The sequence below is a fragment of the Rhodanobacter denitrificans genome (assembly GCF_003335105.1).
Taxonomy (GTDB): domain Bacteria; phylum Pseudomonadota; class Gammaproteobacteria; order Xanthomonadales; family Rhodanobacteraceae; genus Rhodanobacter; species Rhodanobacter denitrificans_A.
Window position 1 is genome coordinate 156,574 of record NZ_QFWQ01000003.1, and the last position, 22,002, is coordinate 178,575.

Sequence of the window (22,002 nt, forward strand, 5' to 3'; positions counted from 1 at the left end):
CATGCGATGATCCGCGCCATGCAGACTTTTTTCTGGCACGACTACGAAACCTCCGGCGCCGACCCGCGACGCGACCGCCCGCTGCAGTTCGCCGGCATCCGCACCACCCCGGAACTGGAAATCGTCGACGAGCCGGTGATGTTCTACGGCAAGCCGCCGCTGGAGATGCCGCCCCATCCCGATGCCTGCCTGATCACCGGCATCACCCCGCAGCTGGCCGAGCGTGAAGGGCTCGGCGAAGCCGAATTCGCCGCCCGCGTGCACGAGCAGCTGGCCGCGCCAGGCACCTGCGGCGTGGGCTACAACTCGCTGCGCTTTGACGACGAATTCACCCGCCAGATGCTTTACCGCAACTTCTACGAGCCGTACGGCCGCGAGTGGGAGAACGGCAATTCACGCTGGGACCTGATCGACCTGGTGCGCATGTGCCAGGCGCTGCGGCCCGAAGGCATCGTCTGGCCGGCCCGGGAGGACGGCTCGCCCAGCTTCAAACTGGAACATCTGGCCAGCGCGAACGGACTCACCCAGGAGCGCGCCCACGACGCGCTGTCGGACGTCCATGCGCTGATTGAGCTGGCCCGGCTGATCCGCGTGCGCCAGCCACGGCTGTGGGACTGGTACTACGCCCTGCGGCGCAAGCAGAAGGTGTTCGAGCTGCTCGACGTGGTGAACATGACGCCGCTGGTGCACGTTTCCTCTCGCTATCCGGCCGGTCGCCATTGCCTGGCCGTGATCGCACCACTGGCACCGCACCCGAGCCGACCCGGCGAAGTGATCGTGTACGACCTGGCCACCGATCCCGCCGCATGGCTGGCGCTGGACGAGGACGAGATCGCCGACCGCATCTTCACCGCGCGCGCCGACCTGCCCGAGGATGTCGAGCGCATCCCGCTGCGCACCGTGCGCGCCAATCACGCCCCGGCGCTGGCGCCGCTGTCGGTGCTGCAGGGCGTGGACCTGGATCGCCTGCAGCTGGACCTGACGCGCTGCCAGGCGCACCGCGACGCGCTGCATGCCGTCGACGGGCTGGCGGAAAAACTGCGCCGCGTGTTCCAGCGCGCGGCCGAACTGCCGCCGCCGGAGGATCCCGAACTGGCCCTGTACGGCGGCGGCTTCCTGCCCGACGCCGACAAGCGCCTGCTGGCCCAGGTGCGCGCCACGCCGCCGCACGAGCTGGGCACCCGCGGGTTCCCCTTTCGCGATCCACGCTATCCCGAGCTGCTGTTCCGCTACCGCGCGCGCAACTGGCCAGAAACGCTGGATGCCGGGGAACACGCGCGCTGGGAAAGCTTCCGCCAGGCGCGCCTCACCCGGCACACGCCGCTGACCGGACTCACCCTGGACGACTACTTCGCCCGCCTCGACGAACTGCGCCGCGATCCGCAGGCCCGCGACAAGCTGGCCCTGCTCGATCAGCTGCAGGTTTGGGGCGAACGACTCGCTACCGGCATCGACAATCATCCCTCCACATAAGGCGGGCACCACCCGCCCCCACGGCATTCCGAAAATCCGGCGGGCACTGCCCGCCCTACCGAGTCCTTCGACAACCCGCCATGGCCCAGAGCTATTTCACCCCCGCCACCTTCCGCTTCCTGCGCGCCGTCGGGCGCAACAACAACCGCGAATGGTTCCACGCGCACAAGGACGACTACGAGCGCCACGTGCGCGAGCCGTTCCTGCGGCTGATCGCCGACCTGCAGGCGCCGCTGGCAAAGATCAGCGCGCACTACCGCGCCGATCCGCGCAAGAACGGCGGTTCGCTGTACCGCATCTACCGCGACACCCGCTACTCCAACAACAAGCTGCCGTACAAGTCGTGGCAGGGTTCGCGCTTCTTCCACGAACGCCGGCACGAGATCCAGGCGCCCGGGTTCTACCTGCACATCGAGCCAGGCGAATGCTTCGCCGGCGGCGGCATGTGGCACCCGGAGCCGGATGCGCTGAAGCACATCCGCGAGTTCCTGGTCGACAACCCGGCCGCGTGGAAGCGGGCAACCCAGGGCAAGGCGTTCCGCGACCACCTGCAACTGGGTGGCGAATCGCTGATCCGCCCGCCGCGCGGTTACGACCCCACGCATGAGCTGATCGACGACCTCAAACGCAAGGACTTCGTCGCCACCACGCCGCTCAGCGAGGAGCTGGCCTGCTCGGACGAACTGCTGCCATGGACGGTCAACACGTTCAGGCGCGTCGCACCGCTGGTCGACTACCTGTGCGCCGCGCAGGAGCTGGAGTTCTAGGCAACTGATGTAGGAGCGGGATGAATCCGGCTGCGCGCGGCCAGCGAGCGCGCGGCAACGGCCATCCCGATCACCGCGGCAAATGCCACGTAATGCGCGGGCGCCAGCACGCCGAACCGTTTCACCAGCAGGCTGATCAGCGGCGGCGTCAATCCGCCGAACAGCGCATAGGCGATGTTGTACGAGAACGACAACCCGGAGAAACGCACCGCCGGCGGAAACGCCGTCACCATCAGCGCCGGCACCACGCCGGTCACGCCGACTGCCAGCCCGGCCAGCGGATATAGCACCAGGAAGTGCGCGGCACCGGAGCGCAGGTCGAGGTACAACGCATAGCTGCACAGCAGCAGTCCGAGCGCACCGAACAGCAACGCGCGGGCGTAGCCGATCCGGTCGGCCAGCCAGCCGTAGCCCAGACAGCCCAGCGCCAGCGCAAACGAGGCCAGATTGCTGCCGAGGAACGCCCGCGCCGGCGTGACATGAAATGCCGACTGCACGATCAACGGCGTCATCAGGATGATTACCAGGATCGCCGCGGTGAGCATCCAGGTCACCAGCACCGACAGCAGTACCCCCGGCAGATGCCGCTCGAACACCTGGCGCAGCGGCAGGCCGCTGGCCAGTTCCCTGCGCGCATGCATCGCCTCGAACACCGGCGTCTCGCTGAGCCAGCGGCGCAGCCACACCGCGAAGAAACCGAACACGCCGCCGACCAGGAACGGCAGCCGCCAGCCATGGTCGAGCACCTCGGCCGGGCTCATCCGGCCGTTGATCGCCGCAGCCACCAGCGAGCCGATCAGGATGCCCACGGTGAGCCCCGAGGTAAGGCTGGCGCAGGCAAAGCCGATCCGCTGCGGCGGCACGTGTTCGGCCACGAACACCCACGCGCCCGGCACCTCGCCGCCCACCGCGATGCCCTGCACCACGCGCAGCAGCAGCAACAGCAGCGGCGCCAGCACGCCGACCTGCGCATACACCGGCAGCAGGCCGATGGCCAGGGTCGGCACCGCCATCAGGAACACGCTGAGCGTGAACATCCGCTTGCGCCCCCGCTTGTCGCCGTAATGCGCCATCACGATGCCGCCCAGCGGCCGCGCCAGGTAACCCGCGGCGAAGATGCCGAACACCTGCAACTGGGCCAGCCAAGGCACCGTGCCGGGCGGGAAGAACAGATGGCTCAGGGGGATCGCGAAGAACACGAACACCACGAAATCGTAGAACTCCAGCGCGCCGCCCAATGCGGACAGCAGCAGGGTGCGGGCATCGCGGCGGTCCAGCCGGCGCGCTGCCCCGCCCGTCACCTCCGGTATCGCCAATGTCGTGGCTTCGCTCATGGGGGAACCGCGGTCCGATGCGGAAAGAATTCCGCAACATAGCTCAGTACGCGGCACTTCGCGACGTCGCCCGCATCCCCTATGCTCGCCCTGCCCGGCGGGAATGCCGGGCCACACGGGCGGACCGTCCAGCCTGCGGGCGCCCCGTCCGGCGCCGTTTTCAGGGGAAGAGGAAACGTCGTTCGACCCTGGCCTCAGGCCAGTCATCCGGCATGCGTCGCACGCCGCGACGCTCGTGTCCTATCACGCAATCGGGAAGGAGTCTTCCATGAACCTAGGCAAACGCATGGCCGCCGAATTCTTCGGCACGTTCTGGCTGGTACTCGGTGGCTGCGGCAGCGCCGTGCTGGCCGCGGGATTTCCGGAACTGGGCATCGGCTTCGCCGGCGTGGCGCTGGCCTTCGGCCTCACCCTGCTGACGATGTGCTACGCCATCGGCCACATCTCAGGCTGCCACATCAACCCGGCGGTGACCTGCGGCCTGGCCGCCGGCGGCCGCTTTCCGCTGAAGGAAGTGATTCCCTACATCGTCGCGCAGGTGATCGGCGGCCTGGTGGCCGGCGCGGTGCTGTACATGATCGCCTCGGGCAAGACGGGCTTCGATCCCGTGGGCGGCGGCTTCGCCTCGAACGGTTTCGGCGCGCATTCGCCGGGCGGCTACTCGATGGCTGCAGCCGCGGTGTGCGAGATCGTGATGACCGGCTTCTTCATCTTCATCATCATGGGCGCCACCCACCGGAGCGCGCCGGTGGGCTTCGCCGGCATCGCGATCGGCCTCGCCCTGACCCTGATCCACCTGATCAGCATCCCGGTCACCAACACCTCGGTGAACCCGGCACGCTCCACCGGCGTAGCCTTTTTCCAGGGCGGCTGGGCGGTGGAACAGCTGTGGTTTTTCTGGGTGATGCCGATCGTCGGTGGCATCGTCGGCGGGCTGATCTACCGCTACCTGTGGAGCGATCGCCCCGCGCAGCCCGACATCAAGGGCGACCGGACCTGACCAAACATGCACGCCACGCGGCCTGCCGCGTGGCGTGACCTCGCCTACGCCTCGTAAAGCTCGATCGGCAATCCGTCCGGATCGGCAAAGAAAACGAAGCGGCGGCTGGTGTGCTCGTCCACCCGCACCGGTTCGCAGGCGACGCCACGCGCCGTCAGCGCGGCCCTTGCCGCATCCACGTCGGCCACGGCGAATGCGAGATGGCGCAGCCCCTGCGCCTCCGGCCAGGAAGGGCGCGGCGGCGCACCGGGAAAGGAGAACAGCTCCAGCTGCACGCCGGGGCTGACTTCCAGGTCGCACTTCCAGGAATCGCGCGCCTCGCGGTAGACCTCGCGCACGATGCGCAGGCCCAACACTCCGCTGTAGAACGCCTTCGAGCGCGGATAGTCCGAGCAGATCAGGGCAACATGGTGGATGCCTCGCAACAGGGGCTCGGCCATGCTCAAGCTTCCGAGAAGGAATACGCCAGCACGTCGGCAATCGCGTCGGTGTCGGCCAGGCACATCAGCAGGCGTTCCACGCCCAGCGCCACGCCGGCGCAATCGGGCAGCGCGTCGAGCACGCCAAGCAGGCGCTCGTCCAGCGGGACCTCGCGCAGGCCGCGTTCGCGGCGGCGGGCGTTGTCGCGCTCGAAGCGCGCGCGCTGCTCGGCTGCATCGTTCAACTCGTGGTAGCCGTTGGCCAGTTCGTAGCGGCCCAGGTAAAGCTCGAAACGCTCGGCCAGCGGCGGCTCGCCGGGGCGGATTTTCGCCAGGGCGCACTGGCTGGCCGGGTAGTCGTGGATCACCGTGATGCGGTCGCGCGGGAATGCCGGCTGCAGCTTGTGCGTGATCAGCAGGTCCAGCCAGTCGTCGTGGCCGAGGCCTGCCGGGTCGATGCCGGATCCGGCCATGGGCACGCGCAGTTCGTCGATGGCGGCATGCACCGGATCGATCCCCAATTCGTCGAGGAACAGCTGCCGGTAGCTCGTCACCAGCACCTCCGCGCGCCGCCCCGTCATCGCCAGCGCCGCCTCGACCAGTTCGATGGTTTCCTGCATCAACCGGCGATGGTCCCAGCCGACGCGGTACCACTCCAGCATGGTGAATTCGGGATTGTGCCGCCCTCCCGCCTCGCCGTTGCGGAACACCCGGCCCAGCTCGTAGCAGTCGCCGATGCCGGCCGCAAGCAGCCGCTTCAGCGGATATTCCGGCGAGGTGCGCAGCCAGCGCTCGCGCGCGCCGGCGTCGACGTGGCCGCTGAAGCGCGTGCTGAAGCTCTCGATGTTCGGCTCGGTGTTGCCGGCCGCCGAGAGGATCGGCGTCTCCACCTCCAGCACCTGGCGCTCGGCGAAGTACGCGCGCAGCAGCGCGTACAGCCGTGCGCGCAGTTGCAGGGCGGCGAGCGGTTCGACACCCATCAACCGGCCTCGTGCTCGCCCAGCAGCGCCAGCAACTGCGCCTCGTCCCACACCGGTACGCCCAGTTCCTGCGCCTTGTCCAGCTTGGAGCCGGCGGCTTCGCCGGCGACCACCACGCTGGTCTTCTTCGACACCGAGCCGGACACCTTGGCGCCAAGCGCTTCGAGCCGGTCCTTCGCCTCGTCGCGGCCGAGCGAGGCCAGCGTGCCGGTGAGCACGAAGGTCTGCCCTGCCAGCGGTGCCGAAGCGGCCTTGGCCGTACGCGGTATCGCCTCGAGTAGGCGCTGCATCGCTGCCTCGGCCTCGCGCAGCTCGGCCAGCATGGCCGGGTCGGCCAGGTGGTTTTGCAGGCTGGTCGCCGCCGCCTGCGGCACGCCGGCGGTGATCCAGTGCACCGATCCGCCAGCCAGCAACTGGTCGAGCGTGGGGAAATGTTGCGCCAGCAACGTGCAGCTCCTGGGGCCGAGCTTGTTGATATGGGCCATGCCCAGCAGCACGCCAAGGTCCAGGCGCTCGCGCAGCAGTGGCGAGGGCGTGCCCTCGTCGCTGAACGCGATGCCGGCTTCGAGCAGCGCGTCGACCACCCGCTCGTTGCCCGCCTGCGCGAAGAAGCCGGCGATCGAAGTGGCCACCTCGCCGCCGACGTCCGGCAGCACGCGCAGCACGGCGGCAGGCATGCTGCGCACGAAATCGAGCCGACCGAGCCAGGCCGCCAGCGTCTTCGCCGTGCTCTCGCCGATGTGCATGATGCCCAGCGCGAACAGGAAGCGCGCCAGCGTGGTGCGCCTGCTGGCCTCGATCCCGGCCACCAGGTTCTCCGCCCACCTGGTCGCCACCTTGCCGGCTTTGACGGTTTCCGGCGTAGTCCCGTCGCGCTCGTCGATGCGGCGCTTCATCTCGACGAAATCGTCCACGTTCAAGCCATACAGATCGGCCGGCGAATGCACGATGTCGAGTTCCACCAGCGCCTCGGCGAAGCGTTCGCCCAGGCCCTCGATGTCCATGGCGCGGCGCGAGGCGAAGTGGATCAGCGCCTCCTTGCGCTGCGCGGCGCAGATCAGTCCGCCGGAGCAGCGCCATGCCGCGGCGCCCTCCTCGCGCAGCAGTTCGGAGCCGCACACCGGGCAGCACGCAGGCATGTGCCAGGGACGCGTGTGCGGCGGCCGCAGCTCGGGCATCACGCGCACCACCTCCGGGATCACGTCGCCGGCGCGGCGCACGATCACGCTGTCGCCCACGCGCACGTCCAGCCGCGCCACCTGGTCGGCGTTGTGCAGGGTGGCGTTGGTGACGGTGACGCCGGCCACCTGCACCGGCGCCAGCCGCGCCACCGGCGTGGCGGCGCCGGTACGACCGATCTGGATTTCGATCGCCTCGACGGTGGTGGTCTGCTCCTGCGCCGGGAACTTGTGCGCAATGGCCCAGCGCGGCGCGCGCGAGACGAAGCCCATCTCGCGCTGGCCGGCGTAGTCGTCCAGCTTGTAGACCACGCCGTCGATGTCGTACGGCAGGCTGTCGCGCTTGCCGCCGATGCGGCGGTAGTAGGCGATCAAGCCGTCGAAGCCGCGCGCCGTGTCCACTTCCGGCGACACCGGGAAGCCCCATTCGCGCAGCTGCCGCAGCGTGGCCGAATGCGTCGGCGGCAGCTCGCCGCCCTCGACCACGCCGATCGCGTAGGCGAAGAAACTCAGGCGCCGCTTCGCGGTGACCGCCGGGTCGAGCTGGCGCAGCGAGCCGGCGGCTCCATTGCGCGGATTCGCCAGCGGCTTCTCGCCATGCTTGCGGGCGTACTCGTTGAACGCCTCGAAGTCCTTGTGCAGCATGATCACCTCGCCGCGCACTTCCAGCACGTCGGGCCAGCCCTTGCTGCGCAATTTCAACGAACCATCCTCGTTTTTTCCGCTGCGCAGGCGCAACGGAATGGCCCGCACCGTGCGCAGGTTGGCGGTCACGTCCTCGCCGGTCTCGCCATCGCCGCGGGTGGCGCCCTGCACGAACACGCCGTGTTCGTAGCGCAGGCTGATCGCCAGGCCGTCCAGTTTCGGCTCAACCGAAAAGACCGGCTCGCGCCGCTTCAGCGTCTGCTCGATGCGCCGCTCGAACTCGGCCACCTCGCGGAAGCGCTCGCGCTCGGTGTCGCCATCCTGTTCGAACGCGTTGCCCAGCGACAGCATCGGGATCGCATGGCGCACCTCGGCAAAGCCGCCCTGCGCCCGGGCGCCGACCTTGCGCGTGGGCGAATCGGGCGAGGCCAGCGCGGGGTATTCGGCCTCCAGCCCCTCCAGTTCGCGCATCAGCCGGTCGTACTCGGCGTCGGTGATCTCCGGGTCGTCGAGCACGTGGTAGCGGTAATTGGCCTGCTCGATCCGTGCCCGCAGGCGGGCGGCGAGGGCGGTGGCCTCGGCGGGAACTGGGTGTCCGGTCATGCAGGTCTCCTGGCTGCGCCCAGTTTAGCGACAGCCGGGATGCCGGTCGCGAAGTAAGGGAACCGAAAGCTGGCGGGTATAGCGTCCCCTTGGCAGGGCTGAGGTGGGGGCATGATCATGCGCATGAACCGATATCTGGCATTCCTGGCCGCCACGGTCGCTTCCGGCAGCGCGATGGCCGGCGGCGGCCCGCTCGGCATCGACCATCGGGTGCACTACGACAACAGCGGCATCTGGAATCGCCGCGACCAGAATGCGCTGATGTACGGCACGATCGCCACCGTAGGCATTGGCGCACTGGCGTTTGGCAGCGACGACAAGCTCGGCAACACGTTCTGGCGCTCGGTCGACGCCATGGTGATCTCCGGCGCCGGCGCCGAGGTGCTGAAACACACCTTCCAGCGCGAACGCCCCTCGCAGACCGACAACCCCGACCGCTTCTTCCGCGGCTGGCACGCCCAGAGCTTCCCCAGCGGCGAGGTGACCGCCATCACGGCGGCGGTGACGCCGTTCATCGTCGCCTACGGCAACGACCATCCGGCCGTCTACGCACTGGCCCTGCTGCCGGCCTACGACGCCGTGGCCCGGGTCAAGACCCGCGGCCACTGGCAGAGCGACGTGCTGGCTGGCGCAGCGATCGGCGCCGGGGTCGGCCTGTGGGCCGCACACCGCCAGTCACCACTGATCGTGAGCTGGTTGCCGGGCGGTTTCCAGGTGGGTTTCGTGCACCACTTCAAGCCCTGACGGCTCAGCGGTGGTAGTGCCCCGCCGCCTCCGGCTGGTAGGCGATTTCCAGCACCTTCAGGCGGCGCTTGCGGCCGTCCGGCGTGGGCCAGTCGATCTGCTGGCCGCGCGCCAGTCCGAGCAGGGCGCTGCCCACCGGCGCCAGGATGGATACGGTGCCCGGCGCACCCGCGGCCGCGGGGTAGACCAGGGTCAGGGTCAGTTGCTCGCCGTTGCTCTCGTCCTGGAAGGTGACGATGGAGTTCATCGTCACGATATGTGGTGGCATCGCCGCCGGCTCGAGCACGTCGGCACGATCCAGTTCCGCACGCAGCGCATCGAGTTTGGCCGCCTCGGCGGTCGGCAGACGCTCCAGCAGCGCTTCGATGCGCTCCATGTCGATGCGGGAAACAGTGATCGTTGGCTTGCTCATGAGCTTTTCCTGATACTCGCGGCTCCTGCCGCACAAAAGCACACGCCGGAACGAAGTCGCCCCGGCGTGTGGTTGTCGATGGCCGCGATGCCCGAGATGGGTATGACCGGCGGATGAAACAAGGCCAACTCTGCGGATACTGTCGCCGAAAATCAAGCCTTTGCGCCGGTATCATAGCCGACAATGCCTGTCCAAGCCTCAGCGCTTCCCGAAGCCGTCCCCGCCTCCGTCCTGCCCGTGGCAGGTTCCGATGTGTCCTCGCGCGAACGCTACCGCGGCCTGCTATGGCTGGTCGCCGCCGCGTTCTTCATGCAGGCGCTGGACTCCACCGTGGTCAATACCGCGGTGCCGGCGATGGCCGCGGCGCTCGCGGTGACTCCGCTCGGCATGCGCACCGCGCTGACCAGCTACGTGCTGACCCTGGCGATCCTGATTCCGGCCAGCCCGTGGCTGTGCGACCGCTTCGGCACGCGGCGGGTGTTCGGTGCGGCAATCGTCGTGTTCGGCGTGGGCTCGTTGCTTTGCGGTATCGCGCAGACACTGCCGCAGCTGGTCGCCGCGCGCGTGGTGCAGGGCGTCGGCGGCGCCGCGCTGATGCCGGTGGGCCGCTACGTGCTGGTGCGCAGTATCGACAAGCACGAGTTCGTGCGGGCGATGAGCACGGTGGCCACGTTCGGCCTGCTCGGTTCGGTGCTGGGGCCGCTGCTGGGCGGCGCGATCGTGGAGTTCACCTCGTGGCGGCTGATCTTCCTGATCAACGTGCCGGTGGCGATCGCCGGCGTGTGGATGAACCAGCGCGACATGCCCGACTACCGGCTCGACCATGCCAACCGCTTCGACCTGTCCGGCTTCCTGCTGTTCGCGGCCGCCTCCGCGCTGCTGCTGACCGCCTCGGAACTGGCTGGCGGCAGCCCGGTGCCGTGGTCGGGCATGGGCCTGTACACCCTGGCGGCCGTGCTGCTCGGCGCGCTCTACGTCTGGCACAGCCGGCGCACCGCACACCCGGTGGCGGACCTCGGTCTGCTCAGGGTGCGCAGCGTGTGGGTGTCGCTGGCCGGCGGCATCTTCACCCGGCTCGGCATCTCCGGCATGTTCCTGCTGCTGATGCTGTTCCTGCAGATCGGCTGCGACTGGTCCCCGCTGATGGCCGGCCTGATGATGGTGCCGCAGGCGCTGGGCTCGATCACGGCCAAGTGGGTGGTGCACCGTGCGCTGGTCCACTACGGCTACCGCCGCCTGCTGATCGGCAACACGCTGATCGTGGCCGTGCTGCTGGCGATGTTCGCCATGCTCGGTCCGGGCTCGCCGGTGTGGCTGATCGCGACGCTCACCTTCTGCTACGGCGCCTTCGCGGGCCTGCAGTACACCACCATGAACACGCTGATCTACGTCGACGTGGACATCCGGCACGCCTCGATGGTCTCCTCGATGGCCTCGACCGCGCAGTACCTGGCGATGAGCTTCGGCATCGCGTTGTCCACCTTGCTGATGCAGGCGCTGCTGCAGGGCCATGTGCACGAGGATTACGTGGTGGCGTTCCGCTGGACGGTACTGCTGCTGGCGCTGATCACCGCCGCGGCCAGCCGCGTGTTCGGCCGGCTGCGGCCCGACCGTGCCGCCCCCGTCAGCAACGCGCCGCCGCCCTGATTCCGCGCGTCCTTCATGGCACAGGCACGGACGCCTGCATGTAGCATGCAGGCCTTGCCGCAAGCCCGGACCCGCGACGCATGCACCACGCCAGCGACATCCTGTTCACCCTGTTCGTCGTGTTCGTCGCCGCCCAGATCGGCAGCGAGATCGCGCAGCGGCTGAGGCTGCCCGGCGTGGTCGGCGAGATCGCCGCCGGCTGCGCGATCGGCCCTTCCCTGCTCGGCTGGATCACCCCGGAGCAGATCGCCACCGGCACCCCGCTCGACGTGCTGGCCGAGATCGGCGTGATCCTGCTGCTGTTCGCGGTGGGCCTGGAAACGCGGCTGGAAGATCTGAAGAAAGTCGGCAAGGTGGCGTTCGTGGTCGGCGTGGTCGGCGTGCTGGTGCCGTTCGGCATGGGCAGCGTGTGGGCCCACGGCAACGGCTTCGACTGGGACCGCTCGCTGTTCGTCGCGGCCGCGTTCGTGGCCACCTCGGCCGGCATCACCGCGCGCGTGCTGCAGGAGCTGAACGCACTGCAGCGCATCGAAAGCAAGGTGATCCTGGGCGCCGCGGTGATCGACGACATCCTGGCCATGCTGCTGCTCGGCGTGGTGGTGTCGCTGCAGGGCGGCGGCAGCGTCGACGCCTTGCACCTGCTGGTGGTGCTGGCCGGCGCGATCGGCTTCATCGCGGTCATCGGCTGGGGCGGTGCGCGGGTGATGCGCTGGAACTCCGCCTGGCTGGACAAGCCGCTGGGCCCGCATTCGCCGCTGATGATCGTGCTGGCACTGTGCCTGGGCCTGGCCTGGCTGTCCACCCGGTTCGGCCTGGCCGCGATCATCGGCGCGTTCCTGGCCGGCATGATCGCCTCGGAAACGCGCCAGCAGCACACCCTGGAAAAGCAGACCCAGCCGCTGCTGGCCCTGCTCACCCCGTTCTTCTTCGTGGTCACCGGCAGCAAGGTCGACCTGCACGAGCTGGCCGGTGCCGACGCGCTGTGGATGCTGGCCGTGGTCACCGCGATCGCGATCGTCTCCAAGCTGGTCGGCGGCTGGCTCGGCTCGCTCACGCTGGGCACGCGCAGTGCCACCATCATCGGCTTCGGCATGGTGCCGCGCGGCGAAGTCGGCATCGTGGTCGCCACCCTGGGGCTGGCCGCCGGCGTGTTCGACAATCGGATCTACGCGATCATCGTGGCGATGTCGCTGCTCACCGCGATGGTGACGCCGCCGGTGCTGGCCTGGCTGCTGCGGCGCGCGCCGCAGGGCGAGCAGTCGTCCGCATGATGCCGGCGACATCAGGGCAGGCAGGGCGGACATGACCGGCAACGGCGCGGCGCCCGTGAGCGCGGCGTCCGGCTGGGCGCGGCTCGCTGGTCGCCACCCGCTGCTGGCCTGGCTCGACGCCGCGCTGCGCGGCAGCGGGCAGGTCATCTTCATGGACAACCCGCTGACTGGCCTGCTGAACTTCGTCGCCCTGTGCTGGGGCGCCTTCGCCGGCGGCACCACGCTCGCGGTCGCGATCGGCGCGGTCGTCGGCAACCTGGTCTCGACCGCGGCCGCCTATCCGCTGCGCGCGGACCGTGCCGCGCTGCGCCGCGGGCTGTGCGGATTCAACGGCCTGCTGGTCGGCGCCGGCATCCCCACCTTCCTCGCCCACACGCCGCTGATGTGGCTGTTGCTGGTGTTCGCCGCTGCGGGTTCGACCGTGGTCACGCTGGCGATCGGCCGCTGGTTCGACGCCCGGAAACTGCCCGGCCTCACCTTCCCCTTCGTACTGACCACCTGGCTGGTGCTGCTGGCGGCCTACCGGCTTCCCGGCCTGCCGATCGCCGCGCTGCCGCCCGCGGAACTGGCGTCGCAGGCAAGCGCCGGCGGCGGCCTGGCCAGCATCGATGCATTCATCCGCGCCGCGTTGCGCGGCGTGGCGCAGGTATTCTTCGTCGACAACCCCGTCTCCGGCGCCATCTTCCTGCTCGCGCTCGCCGTCGAATCGCGCTGGTGCGCCGCCCTCGCCGCCTTCGGCGCGGCAGCCGCCACGGCCTGCGCCCTGGCAATGGGCGCGGACGCGAACGTGGTCGCCCACGGCCTGTGGAGCTACTCGGCAGTACTGACCGCCCCGGCGATCGGCTGCGTGTTCCTGAAACCCGGTCCACGCAGCCTGCTCTACGGTGCCGCCGCCACGCTGTTCACGGTCATCGTGCAGGGCGCGACGGCCACGTTCGCCGGCACGCTGGGCATCCCCGCGCTCACCTTTCCGTTCGTGCTGACCACGTGGCTGTTCCTGCTGGCGTGGCGCGGACTGGGGACGGATGCGGGCCAGTGAGCCCGGCTCCGTGGTCGCCGTGGCCGCGCGCCCGGGAGACGACGGATCGCTGAAAGACAAAACGCCCCTTGCGGAGCGTTTTGCCTGGACGGGCCGGCAGGATCGACTGCCGCGGGATCCGGGTGAACTCCACCCGCTCCGGACCGGCGAAAGCTGCGGTCAGAAGCTGGCCGTCACCCGCGCGTACCAGAAGGCACCGTTGAAGCCGAACGGCGAGGTGAGCGCGTACTTGACGCCGAGGTACTGCAACGTGGCGTTCTGTTCCTTGCCGGGGTAGGTGTCGAAGACGTTGTTGCCGCCGACAGCTACCGAGAAGGTGTCGTTGAACTTGTAGCGCGCCTCCAAGTCCAGCAACGTCTTGCCGCTGTAGTGGTTCACGTCGTCCGGCGGATTGTTGCTGCCGAACAAGCCGACCGTGGTACTCCAGCCGCCGTAGTGATTGACCCGCGCGATGGCGTCGAACTGGTGCCACCCGTAGTCGAAGCTCAGCACGGAGCGGGTCTTTGGCACCTGGTGTTCGAGGTCATACACGAAATCGTTGTTGAGCGTGTTCGGCTTGACCTTGACCACGTCCTGCTTGTTGCGGTTGTAGCGGAAGTCGACGTTGAGCGTGCCATCGCCCAGGTGGTGCCGCGTGTCGACCACGAAGTCGATGCCGCTGACATGGGAGCCGAACGCATTGCCGAAGTAGCTGGCATCGCTGCCGAGCAGCAGTGGCGCGTTCGGGTAGCCGCCGGCGGCGAGCTGGTCGACGGTGGCCTGGGTAATGGTCTTGCTGACCAGGCCGATGCGGTTGTCGATCCTGATCCGGTAGTAATCCAGGGTCGTGGTGATGTTGTCGATCGGCGTCCAGACGGCACCGACGGACAGGCTCTTCGACGTTTCGGTCTGCAGCGGTGTCGAGCCGAGCGCGCGCGCCACCGGATTGTTCACCGGATAAGTGCCGCTGGGGATCAGGCCACCCTGGGCGTTCGCCGTGGTGGTGACGTTGAGCGTGTTCGCCTGGCCCGGGGTCGGCGTGCGGAAGCCAGTGTTGAACGTGCCGCGCAGCGCGAACGTGTCGGTGAACGCGTAGCGGCTGGACACCTTGTACACCACCTTGGAGCCGTAGCCGTTCGCATGCTCGTAGCGCACCGCCGCGGCGCCCGACCACTTGTCGGTGAGGTTCGTCTCGGCATCGAAGTAGGCGGAGTCGCTGTTCTGCGTGAACCGTCCGGCCGCATTGCTCGGAAAGCCCTGGAAGGCGTCCGAGCCCACGCCGAACACCGACGCGGTCGGCCCCACCTGGATCGAACCGGCGTCGCCCTGGTGGATGATGTAGGTTTCCTGGCGCCACTGCGCGCCGAAGGCGAGCGTGAGCGGCGAGTTGTCGAACGAACGGACGAAATCCGCACCGGCGCCCTGCTCGCGCTGGGTCAGCTTGCCGGGATGGAAACTCGTGGGTGAAAGGCTGCCCAGGCTCGGGTTGATCGAGCCCTGCAACCGGTAGTCGACCTCGTTGCTGCCGGTGCGGTAGTGCGCATCCCACTGGAAGTTGCTCTGCCCACCGCCACGCACGCCGCCGACCAGCTGGTGGTCGGCGATGTCGGCGCCGAACATCGGGCTGTAGCCGCCGGGGAACAGCTTGTAGATCGGGTTGAGCAGCTCCCAGCCACTCGGGCTGGCCGCATTGGCCGTGAGGTAGTTCGCCGGGTTGCCACCGCCGGCGGTGATGCTGTCCACCAGCGACTGCGGTGCGTTCGCCGGCGTCAGGGTGCCGTTGGCGTAGCTGACCAGGGTGGAACGGCCGGAGATGCCGTCCTGCGGCGGCAGCACCGGGGTGCGGTAAAAGAAGCTGGACAGTACCTTCTTGTCCATGAAGTTGCCGTAGCCGTAGAGCTGCACGTCGTCGGCCAGCGGCAGGCCCGCGTTGACGAACAGCTTGTTCGTCTTGGTCTGCGGGTCGCCCCAGCGCTGGCCAAGGCCGTTGTACGGCACCAGGTTCGCGCCTACCACCCCCGCCACGGCTGCCGCAGCATGCTGCGGAACGCCGCGCGAGGTGGGGTCGGTGGTTTCGCGCTCGGCGCTCACGTGCACGAAGCCGTCGGTGCCGAGCCGGAACCCTGCATCGGCGTCGTAGCGCCGCAGCTCGCCGTCGCCCTTGTCGTACTTGCCCAGTTCCGCGCTGACCGTCACGCCCTTCGGCGCCTTCTTCAGGATCACGTTGACCACGCCGGCGATCGCGTCCGAGCCGTAGAGCACCGAGGCGCCGTCACGCAGCACTTCGACGCGCTCGATCGCGTTGGACGGGAACACCGAGAAGTCGACCGCCTGCGCGCCCTGGTTGAAGGTGCCGAGCGGATCGATCTGCAGGTTGACCAGCGCCGAACGATGGAAGCGCACGCCGTCGACCAGCACCAGAGTCTGGTCGGGCGACAGGTTGCGCAGCGACACCGGCCGCACGAACGCCGTGCCGTCGGCGATCGGGAAGCGCTGGGTGGTCAGCGACGGCACGATGCTGGTCAGCGTGTCGGTCAGGTCCGCCGAAGGCTGCTCCGCGATCTGCTTGCCGCTGAACGCGTCGATCGGCGAAATGGATGCGGTCGGCGACAGTCCGGCCCGGTGCGTGCCGGTCACCACCACCTCCTGCAGGTTGGTGGTTGTCTTGCTGTTTGCGGCGTTGCTCTTCCCCTGCGCATTGGTTGTCTGGCCGCTGGTGGACTGCCCTCCCCCATCCACCGCACCCGGTTCCTGCGCCTGCGCCGACCACGCCACCAGTGCAGCGGCGGCAAGTGCCGTGCGCACCGCGCGCAAAAGCACCACGTTGACACCTGTTTGTTTAGGCATCTGTTCCTCCCCTTGAATTAGCCCCATTGGCCCCAGCATCGCAACCTACTCCTGCTCGACCCGCCGGAAAAGACTCGCCACGGTTTCGATGAGCTCCATTCGCAAAAGCAACATGGTGCGGGCGGAGCAAACCGGAATATCGTGCGGATGCGTGAAAACTTGCGGGAGTAGTGGAGAGACAAAACACCCGGCGGCGCTTTGTTTGGGCGATGGCCAAATTCGATGGCTCACCGAGTCCATGCGTTTGGCGACAATCAACCGTCCTTCGCATCCACGCAATCATCGTGGCGATGTCGCTGCCCACCGCGATGGCGACGCCGCGGGTACTGGCATGGCTGCTGAAAAGCACGGCGCCGGCGCCGGCCCGGTCGAGATTCCCGGCGGGCGCGGCTGAATGCCGCTTCGACGCGCCGGGTCCGGCGGCGCTACGCTGTCCGCGCTGGCGCCGCCGGCATGGCAGACACCGACCGGAACCCCAGCATGGACGAGATCATGCCCGACACCGCCGCAGTGGTGATCCGCAACCGTATCTTCGATGAGATCGCCATCGGCGACAGCGCGACAGTCGAGCGCGTGCTGACTGCCGCAGACGTGCAGCTGCTGGCGACCCTGTACGGCGACGGCGATCCGCAGCGGCTGGATCCGGCATGCGCCGCCCTGCCCGACTTCCACGACACGATCGGCCACGGCATATGGGGCGTGGCGCTGATTTCCGCCGCGCTGGACATGCACCTGCCTGGCGCCGGCACCGCCTGCCTGGAACAGGCGTTGCGTTTTCACGCCCCGATGCGCATCGGCGACACGCTGGCGGTGCAGGTGTGTGCCGTTGCGCGCGATGCGGCCACCCGGCAGATCCGTTTCGCCTGCCGCGGTGTGAACCAGCACGGTGTGCTGGCGATCGACGGCACGGTCGAGGTGATCGCGCCCGCCGAGCGCATCGAATACACCGCCACCCGCCTGCCGGCAGTGCGCCTGCCGGACGGCGACCGCAGCCCGCTGGTGGCTCGCGCGCTGGCACTGGGTGCGATCCGCATCGCGGTGGTGCATCCCTGCGACGAAACCAGCCTCGGCGCCGCGCTGGATGCGCGCACGGCCGGCCTGATCGAACCGGTGCTGGTGGCGCCGCGGGCGAAACTCGCGGAGGTGGCGCGCAGGGCCGGACTCGATCTTGCCGGCATCGCCATCGAGGACGTGCCGCACAGCCACGCCGCCGCCGCACGCGCGGTCGAGCTGGCCGCCGGTGGCCGCGTCGACGCGCTGATGAAGGGCAGCCTGCACACCGACGAGCTGATGGCCGCCGTGGTGGCCTCTGCGGCCGGCCTGCGCACGGCGCGGCGCATCTCGCACTGCTACCTGATGCACAGCCCGGCGTATCCGCGCCCATTCATCATCACCGACGGTGCAGTCAACATCGCGCCCACGCTGGAAGAGAAGGCCGACATCGTGCGCAACGCGATCTACCTGGCGCACATCCTCGGCGTCGCCACGCCGCGCGTGGCGATCCTCGCCGCGGTGGAAACGATCAACCCGCGCATGCAGACCACGCTCGACGCCGCCGCGCTGTGCAAGATGGCCGACCGCGGCCAGATCGCCGGTGCCGTGCTGGACGGACCGCTGGCATTCGACAACGCGATCTCCGCGGTCGCCGCGCGGATCAAGGGCATCGTCTCGGACGTGGCCGGCCTCGCCGACATCCTGCTGGTGCCCGACCTGGAAAGCGGCAACATGCTGGCCAAGCAGCTGGAATACCTGGGCGGCGCCAGCAGCGCGGCGGTGGTGATGGGCGCGCGCGTGCCGATCGTGCTGACCAGCCGCGCCGATTCGCGCGAATCGCGCATCGCCTCGTGCGCGCTCGCCGCGCTGGTGGCGCACCGCTACCGGCTCAGCCCGCCATGAACGACAGCGGCGGCGACTCGCTGATCCTGGTGCTGAACTGCGGCTCCTCCAGCATCAAGTTCGCGCTGTTCGACGCGGACCAGACGCCCCTGGCGCGCACGCCCGCATGGAGCGGCAAGATCGAAGGCATCACCGGCGATGCCCCGGCATTCAGCGCAAGCGACGGCGCGGCCGAGACGCTGACGCTGGACTGCGAGCACCCCTACCACGCCGCGCTGACCTACCTGCGCCAGCGCATCGTGGCGCAGCTGCACGGCCGCCGCATCGTGGCGATCGCGCACCGCGTGGTGCACGGCGGCAGCAAGTACTTCGAGCCGGTGCGGGTCGATGCCGCGGTGCTGGCCGACCTGAAAAGCTATATCCCGCTGGCGCCGCTGCACCAGCCGTTCGCGCTGGAGGCGATCGGCGCACTGCTGGCCGAACTGCCGCAACTGCCGCAGGTGGCCTGCTTCGACACCGCCTTCCACCAGAGCATGCCGACGGTCGAGAAGATGCTGCCGCTGCCGCGCTGGGCGTGGGACCAGGGCCTGCGCCGCTACGGTTTCCACGGCTTGTCCTACGCGTACCAGTCGCAGGTGCTGGGCGAGCGCTACGGCGACGGCGCGCGCGGTCGCACCATCGTGGCGCACCTGGGCAGCGGCGCCAGCCTGTGCGCCATGCGCAACCTGCAAAGCGTTGCCACCACCATGGGTTTCTCGGCGCTGGACGGGCTGATGATGGGCACGCGCTGCGGCGCGCTGGACCCGGGCGCGGTGATCTACCTGATGGAGATCGGCAAGCTGTCGCTCGAACGCGTGGCCCGCATGCTTTACCACGAGTCCGGCCTGCTCGGCGTTTCCGGAGTTTCCTCCGACCCGCGCGAGCTGCTGCCGCGCGAAGGCGAGGCGCCGGTGCGCGAGGCGTTGGCGTTGTACGTGCGCGGCATCGTGCGCGAAGTGGGCGCGCTGGCGGCCACGCTGGACGGGCTGGACATGCTGGCCTTCACCGCGGGCATCGGCGAGCACCAGGCGGTGATCCGCGAGCGCGTCTGCGCCGGCCTGGGTTTTCTCGGCGTGGCGATCGACCCGGTAGCGAATGCCGCCCACGCACCGGTCATCTCCAGCGCAGCCAGCCGGGTGAAGGTGGTGGTGGAAGCCGCCAACGAGGAATGGGTGGCCGCGACGGCCGCCGCTGCGCTCGTCCACGTCTGACGGACGCGGGTCGACCGGAGCGGTTCAGGCCAGCATGCCGGCGTCCTGCGCGCCCCACGCCCAGTTGCGGATCTCCGGCAGGTCCTCGCCGTTGTCGTCGATGTACTGCTTGTGCTCGAGCAGCTTGTCCAGCAGCTTCTGCTTGAGGTAGATGCCCCGCTCGCCCGCCTGCGGCACGCGGTTGATCACGTCGATCACCAGGTGGAAACGGTCCAGCGCGTTCAGCACGGTCATGTCGAACGGGGTGGTGATGGTGCCCTCCTCCTGGTAGCCGTGCACGTGCAGGTTGTCGTGGTTGGTACGCCGGTAGGTGAGCCGGTGGACCAGGCTCGGGTAGCCGTGGAACGCGAAGACCACCGGCTTGTCACGGGTGAACAGCTGGTCGAAATCGTCGTCGTCCAGGCCGTGCGGGTGCTCGCTGCGCGATTGCAGCTTCATCAGGTCGACCACGTTGACCACGCGCAGCTTCAGCTCCGGCAGGTAGCGCCGCAGGATCGTCACCGCCGCCAGCGTCTCCAGCGTGGGCACGTCGCCAGCGCAGGCCATCACCACGTCGGGCTCGCCACGCTGGTCGCTGCTGGCCCACGGCCACAGGCCGATGCCCTGGTTGCAGTGCCGCTGCGCCGCGTCCATCGCCAGCCATTGCGGTGCAGGATGCTTGCCGGCGACCACCACGTTGACGTAATGCCGGCTGCGCAGGCAGTGGTCGATCACCGACAGCAGGCAGTTCGCGTCCGGCGGCAGGTACACACGCACGATCTGCGCCTTCTTGTTGACCACGTGGTCGATGAAGCCGGGGTCCTGGTGGGTGAAGCCGTTGTGGTCCTGCCGCCACACGTGCGAGGCCAGCAGGTAGTTCAGCGAGGCGAGCGGGCGTCGCCACGGGATCGCCGCGGTCGTCTTCAGCCACTTGGCATGCTGGTTGAACATCGAATCGACGATGTGGATGAACGCCTCGTAGCAGTTGAACAGGCCATGCCGCCCGCTCAGCAGGTAGCCTTCCAGCCAGCCTTCGCACTGGTGCTCGCTGAGCATCTCGACCACCCGGCCCTGCGCGGCGAGGAACTCGTCGTTCGGCTTCAGCGCGGCCTCCCACTGGCGGTTGGTGGCCTCGAACACCGCATTGAGGCCGTTCGATACCGTCTCGTCCGGGCCGAACATGCGGAAGTTGCGCGGCTGCTGGTTCAGGCGGATCACGTCGCGCAGGAACGGCCCCAGCACGTGCGTATCGCCGATCCCGGGCACGCCGGGCTGCGGCACCGCAACCGCGTAGTCGCGGAAGTCCGGCAGGCGCAGGTCGCGCAGCAACATGCCGCCGTTGGTGTGCGGGTTCGCGCTCATCCGGCGCGTGCCGGCGGGCGCCAGCGCGGCCAGCTCCGGCTGCAGCCGGCCATGCGCGTCGAACAGCTCGTCCGGCCGGTAGCTGCGCAGCCACGCCTCGAGCTGCTGCAGGTGCTCCGGCGGGCTGCTGGCGGAGACCGACAGCGGTACCTGGTGGGCGCGGAAGGTGCCCTCGTTCGGCTTGCCGTCCACCAGCTTCGGGCCGGTCCAGCCCTTGGGCGAGTCGAGCACGATCATCGGCCAGCGCGGTCGCGCGGTGACGCCATGTTCCCGTGCATCGCGCTGGATCAGCCGGATCTGCGCCACCACCGCATCCAGCGCCGCCGCCATCGCCTGGTGCATCGCCGCCGGTTCGCTGCCCGACACGAAATACGGCGTCCAGCCGTAGCCGCGCAGCAACTGCTCCAGCTCGTCGCGGCCGATCCGCGCCAGCACCGTGGGGTTGGCGATCTTGTAGCCGTTCAGATGCAGGATCGGCAGCACCGCACCGTCGCCCACCGGATCGAGGAACTTGTTCGAATGCCAGGCGGTGGCCAGCGGCCCGGTTTCCGCCTCGCCATCGCCGACCACGCAGGCCGCGATCAGTCCGGGGTTGTCGAACACCGCACCGAATGCATGGCTCAGCGAGTAGCCGAGTTCGCCGCCCTCGTGCAGCGAGCCGGGGCATTCCGGCGAGGCGTGGCTGGGGATCCCGCCCGGAAAGGAAAACTGCTTGAACAACCGCTGCAACCCTGCCTCGTCCTGGCTGATGTCCGGGTACACCTCGCTGTAGGTGCCATCCAGGTATGCGTTTGCCACCACCGCGGGGCCGCCGTGGCCGGGCCCGGAGATGTAGAACATGTCCAGGTCGTACTGCCGGATCGCCCGGTTCAGGTGCGCATAGATGAAGTTCTGCCCCGGCGTGGTGCCCCAGTGGCCCAGCAGCATGTGCTTGACGTGCGCCAGCGCCAGCGGCTCCCGCAGCAGCGGATTGGCGCGCAGGTAGATCTGCCCGACCGAAAGGTAGTTTGCGGCACGCCACCAGGCGTCGATGCCGTGCAGCTGGTCGGGGTCGAGCGACAGGCGGGCGAGGGCATCGGTAGTCATGGTCGGACAACCCCGTGGATGCGGTTAAGCGCATTGTGTACACCCCGGGCCGTGAATTTCGCTGCGACACCTCGTCACACGCGGGGTCGGGGACTGTTGCATCATCCGCACGGATACCCTGCCACGGCCCCGGGCGGGGTCACACCGCGGA

Annotated in this window: 16 protein-coding genes; 9 read left to right on the plus strand and 7 right to left on the minus strand. The window is 68.8% G+C overall.

The features are described from left to right. The first annotated feature begins 18 nt into the window (after positions 1-18). Positions 19-1,473 carry an exodeoxyribonuclease I gene (sbcB, locus tag DEO45_RS03015; RefSeq protein WP_114341297.1) on the plus strand — a complete coding sequence of 485 codons (1,455 nt, stop codon included), beginning with the start codon at positions 19-21 and terminating at the stop codon, positions 1,471-1,473. 80 nt (positions 1,474-1,553) lie between these two features. Further along, positions 1,554-2,240 carry a DUF2461 domain-containing protein gene (locus DEO45_RS03020; protein WP_114340836.1) on the plus strand — a complete coding sequence of 229 codons (687 nt, stop codon included), beginning with the start codon at positions 1,554-1,556 and terminating at the stop codon, positions 2,238-2,240. On the opposite strand, the gene DEO45_RS03025 is transcribed toward DEO45_RS03020, so the two are convergent. Beyond that, positions 2,237-3,574, minus strand: coding sequence for an MFS transporter (locus DEO45_RS03025; RefSeq protein WP_114340837.1), 1,338 nt, complete (start codon positions 3,572-3,574; stop codon positions 2,237-2,239). The two genes, DEO45_RS03020 and DEO45_RS03025, sit on opposite strands and share 4 nt — an antisense overlap. Positions 3,575-3,842: 268 nt before the next feature. Between DEO45_RS03025 and aqpZ the strand changes: the two genes are divergently transcribed. After that, positions 3,843-4,574, plus strand: a complete 732-nt coding sequence (aqpZ, locus tag DEO45_RS03030; protein ID WP_114340838.1) for an aquaporin Z — start codon at positions 3,843-3,845, stop codon at positions 4,572-4,574. A 44-nt stretch (positions 4,575-4,618) separates the two neighbouring features. Here aqpZ and gloA2 read toward each other — a convergent pair whose 3' ends face one another. The 3 genes from gloA2 to ligA are packed head-to-tail and all read right to left on the minus strand — an operon-like array spanning position 4,619 to position 8,399. Then, the gene (gene gloA2 / locus DEO45_RS03035; RefSeq protein ID WP_114340839.1) at positions 4,619-5,014 is read right to left on the minus strand and encodes an SMU1112c/YaeR family gloxylase I-like metalloprotein; all 396 of its coding nucleotides are present in this window, start codon (positions 5,012-5,014) and stop codon (positions 4,619-4,621) included. A 2-nt stretch (positions 5,015-5,016) separates the two neighbouring features. Continuing rightward, entirely contained in the window at positions 5,017-5,973 is a 957-nt protein-coding gene (gene epmA / locus DEO45_RS03040; protein ID WP_114340840.1) for an EF-P lysine aminoacylase EpmA, read from the minus strand. Then, the gene (gene ligA / locus DEO45_RS03045; protein WP_114340841.1) at positions 5,973-8,399 is read right to left on the minus strand and encodes an NAD-dependent DNA ligase LigA; all 2,427 of its coding nucleotides are present in this window, start codon (positions 8,397-8,399) and stop codon (positions 5,973-5,975) included. The genes epmA and ligA overlap by 1 nt, the downstream gene beginning before the upstream one ends. Positions 8,400-8,522: 123 nt before the next feature. Here ligA and DEO45_RS03050 point away from each other — a divergent pair, with 123 nt between their 5' ends. Next, positions 8,523-9,143 carry a phosphatase PAP2 family protein gene (locus tag DEO45_RS03050; protein WP_223250766.1) on the plus strand — a complete coding sequence of 207 codons (621 nt, stop codon included), beginning with the start codon at positions 8,523-8,525 and terminating at the stop codon, positions 9,141-9,143. A gap of 4 nt (positions 9,144-9,147) precedes the next feature. On the opposite strand, the gene rnk is transcribed toward DEO45_RS03050, so the two are convergent. Then, positions 9,148-9,555 carry a nucleoside diphosphate kinase regulator gene (gene rnk, locus DEO45_RS03055; protein WP_114340842.1) on the minus strand — a complete coding sequence of 136 codons (408 nt, stop codon included), beginning with the start codon at positions 9,553-9,555 and terminating at the stop codon, positions 9,148-9,150. A gap of 183 nt (positions 9,556-9,738) precedes the next feature. On the opposite strand from rnk, the gene DEO45_RS03060 reads away from it, so the two are divergent. From DEO45_RS03060 to DEO45_RS03070, 3 genes are all read left to right on the plus strand, one after another. Further along, positions 9,739-11,202, plus strand: a complete 1,464-nt coding sequence (locus DEO45_RS03060) for an MFS transporter (RefSeq protein ID WP_114340843.1) — start codon at positions 9,739-9,741, stop codon at positions 11,200-11,202. Positions 11,203-11,282: 80 nt separating this feature from the next. After that, on the plus strand, positions 11,283-12,473 hold the full coding sequence (locus DEO45_RS03065) for a cation:proton antiporter (protein WP_114340844.1): 1,191 nt from the start codon (positions 11,283-11,285) through the stop codon (positions 12,471-12,473). Positions 12,474-12,528: 55 nt separating this feature from the next. After that, on the plus strand, positions 12,529-13,512 hold the full coding sequence (locus DEO45_RS03070) for an urea transporter (RefSeq protein WP_189339668.1): 984 nt from the start codon (positions 12,529-12,531) through the stop codon (positions 13,510-13,512). 159 nt (positions 13,513-13,671) lie between these two features. On the opposite strand, the gene DEO45_RS03075 is transcribed toward DEO45_RS03070, so the two are convergent. Then, complete coding sequence (locus DEO45_RS03075) at positions 13,672-16,338, minus strand: TonB-dependent receptor plug domain-containing protein (protein WP_114340846.1); 2,667 nt, start codon at positions 16,336-16,338, stop codon at positions 13,672-13,674. Between the two features lie 480 nt (positions 16,339-16,818). Between DEO45_RS03075 and DEO45_RS03080 the strand changes: the two genes are divergently transcribed. Further along, positions 16,819-18,234, plus strand: coding sequence for a bifunctional enoyl-CoA hydratase/phosphate acetyltransferase (locus DEO45_RS03080; RefSeq protein WP_114340847.1), 1,416 nt, complete (start codon positions 16,819-16,821; stop codon positions 18,232-18,234). Continuing rightward, the gene (locus DEO45_RS03085; RefSeq protein ID WP_114340848.1) at positions 18,231-19,424 is read left to right on the plus strand and encodes an acetate/propionate family kinase; all 1,194 of its coding nucleotides are present in this window, start codon (positions 18,231-18,233) and stop codon (positions 19,422-19,424) included. The genes DEO45_RS03080 and DEO45_RS03085 overlap by 4 nt, the downstream gene beginning before the upstream one ends. A gap of 24 nt (positions 19,425-19,448) precedes the next feature. Here the strand turns inward: DEO45_RS03085 and DEO45_RS03090 are convergent, their stop codons facing one another. Then, positions 19,449-21,851, minus strand: a complete 2,403-nt coding sequence (locus DEO45_RS03090; protein WP_114340849.1) for a phosphoketolase family protein — start codon at positions 21,849-21,851, stop codon at positions 19,449-19,451. Positions 21,852-22,002 lie beyond the last annotated feature (151 nt).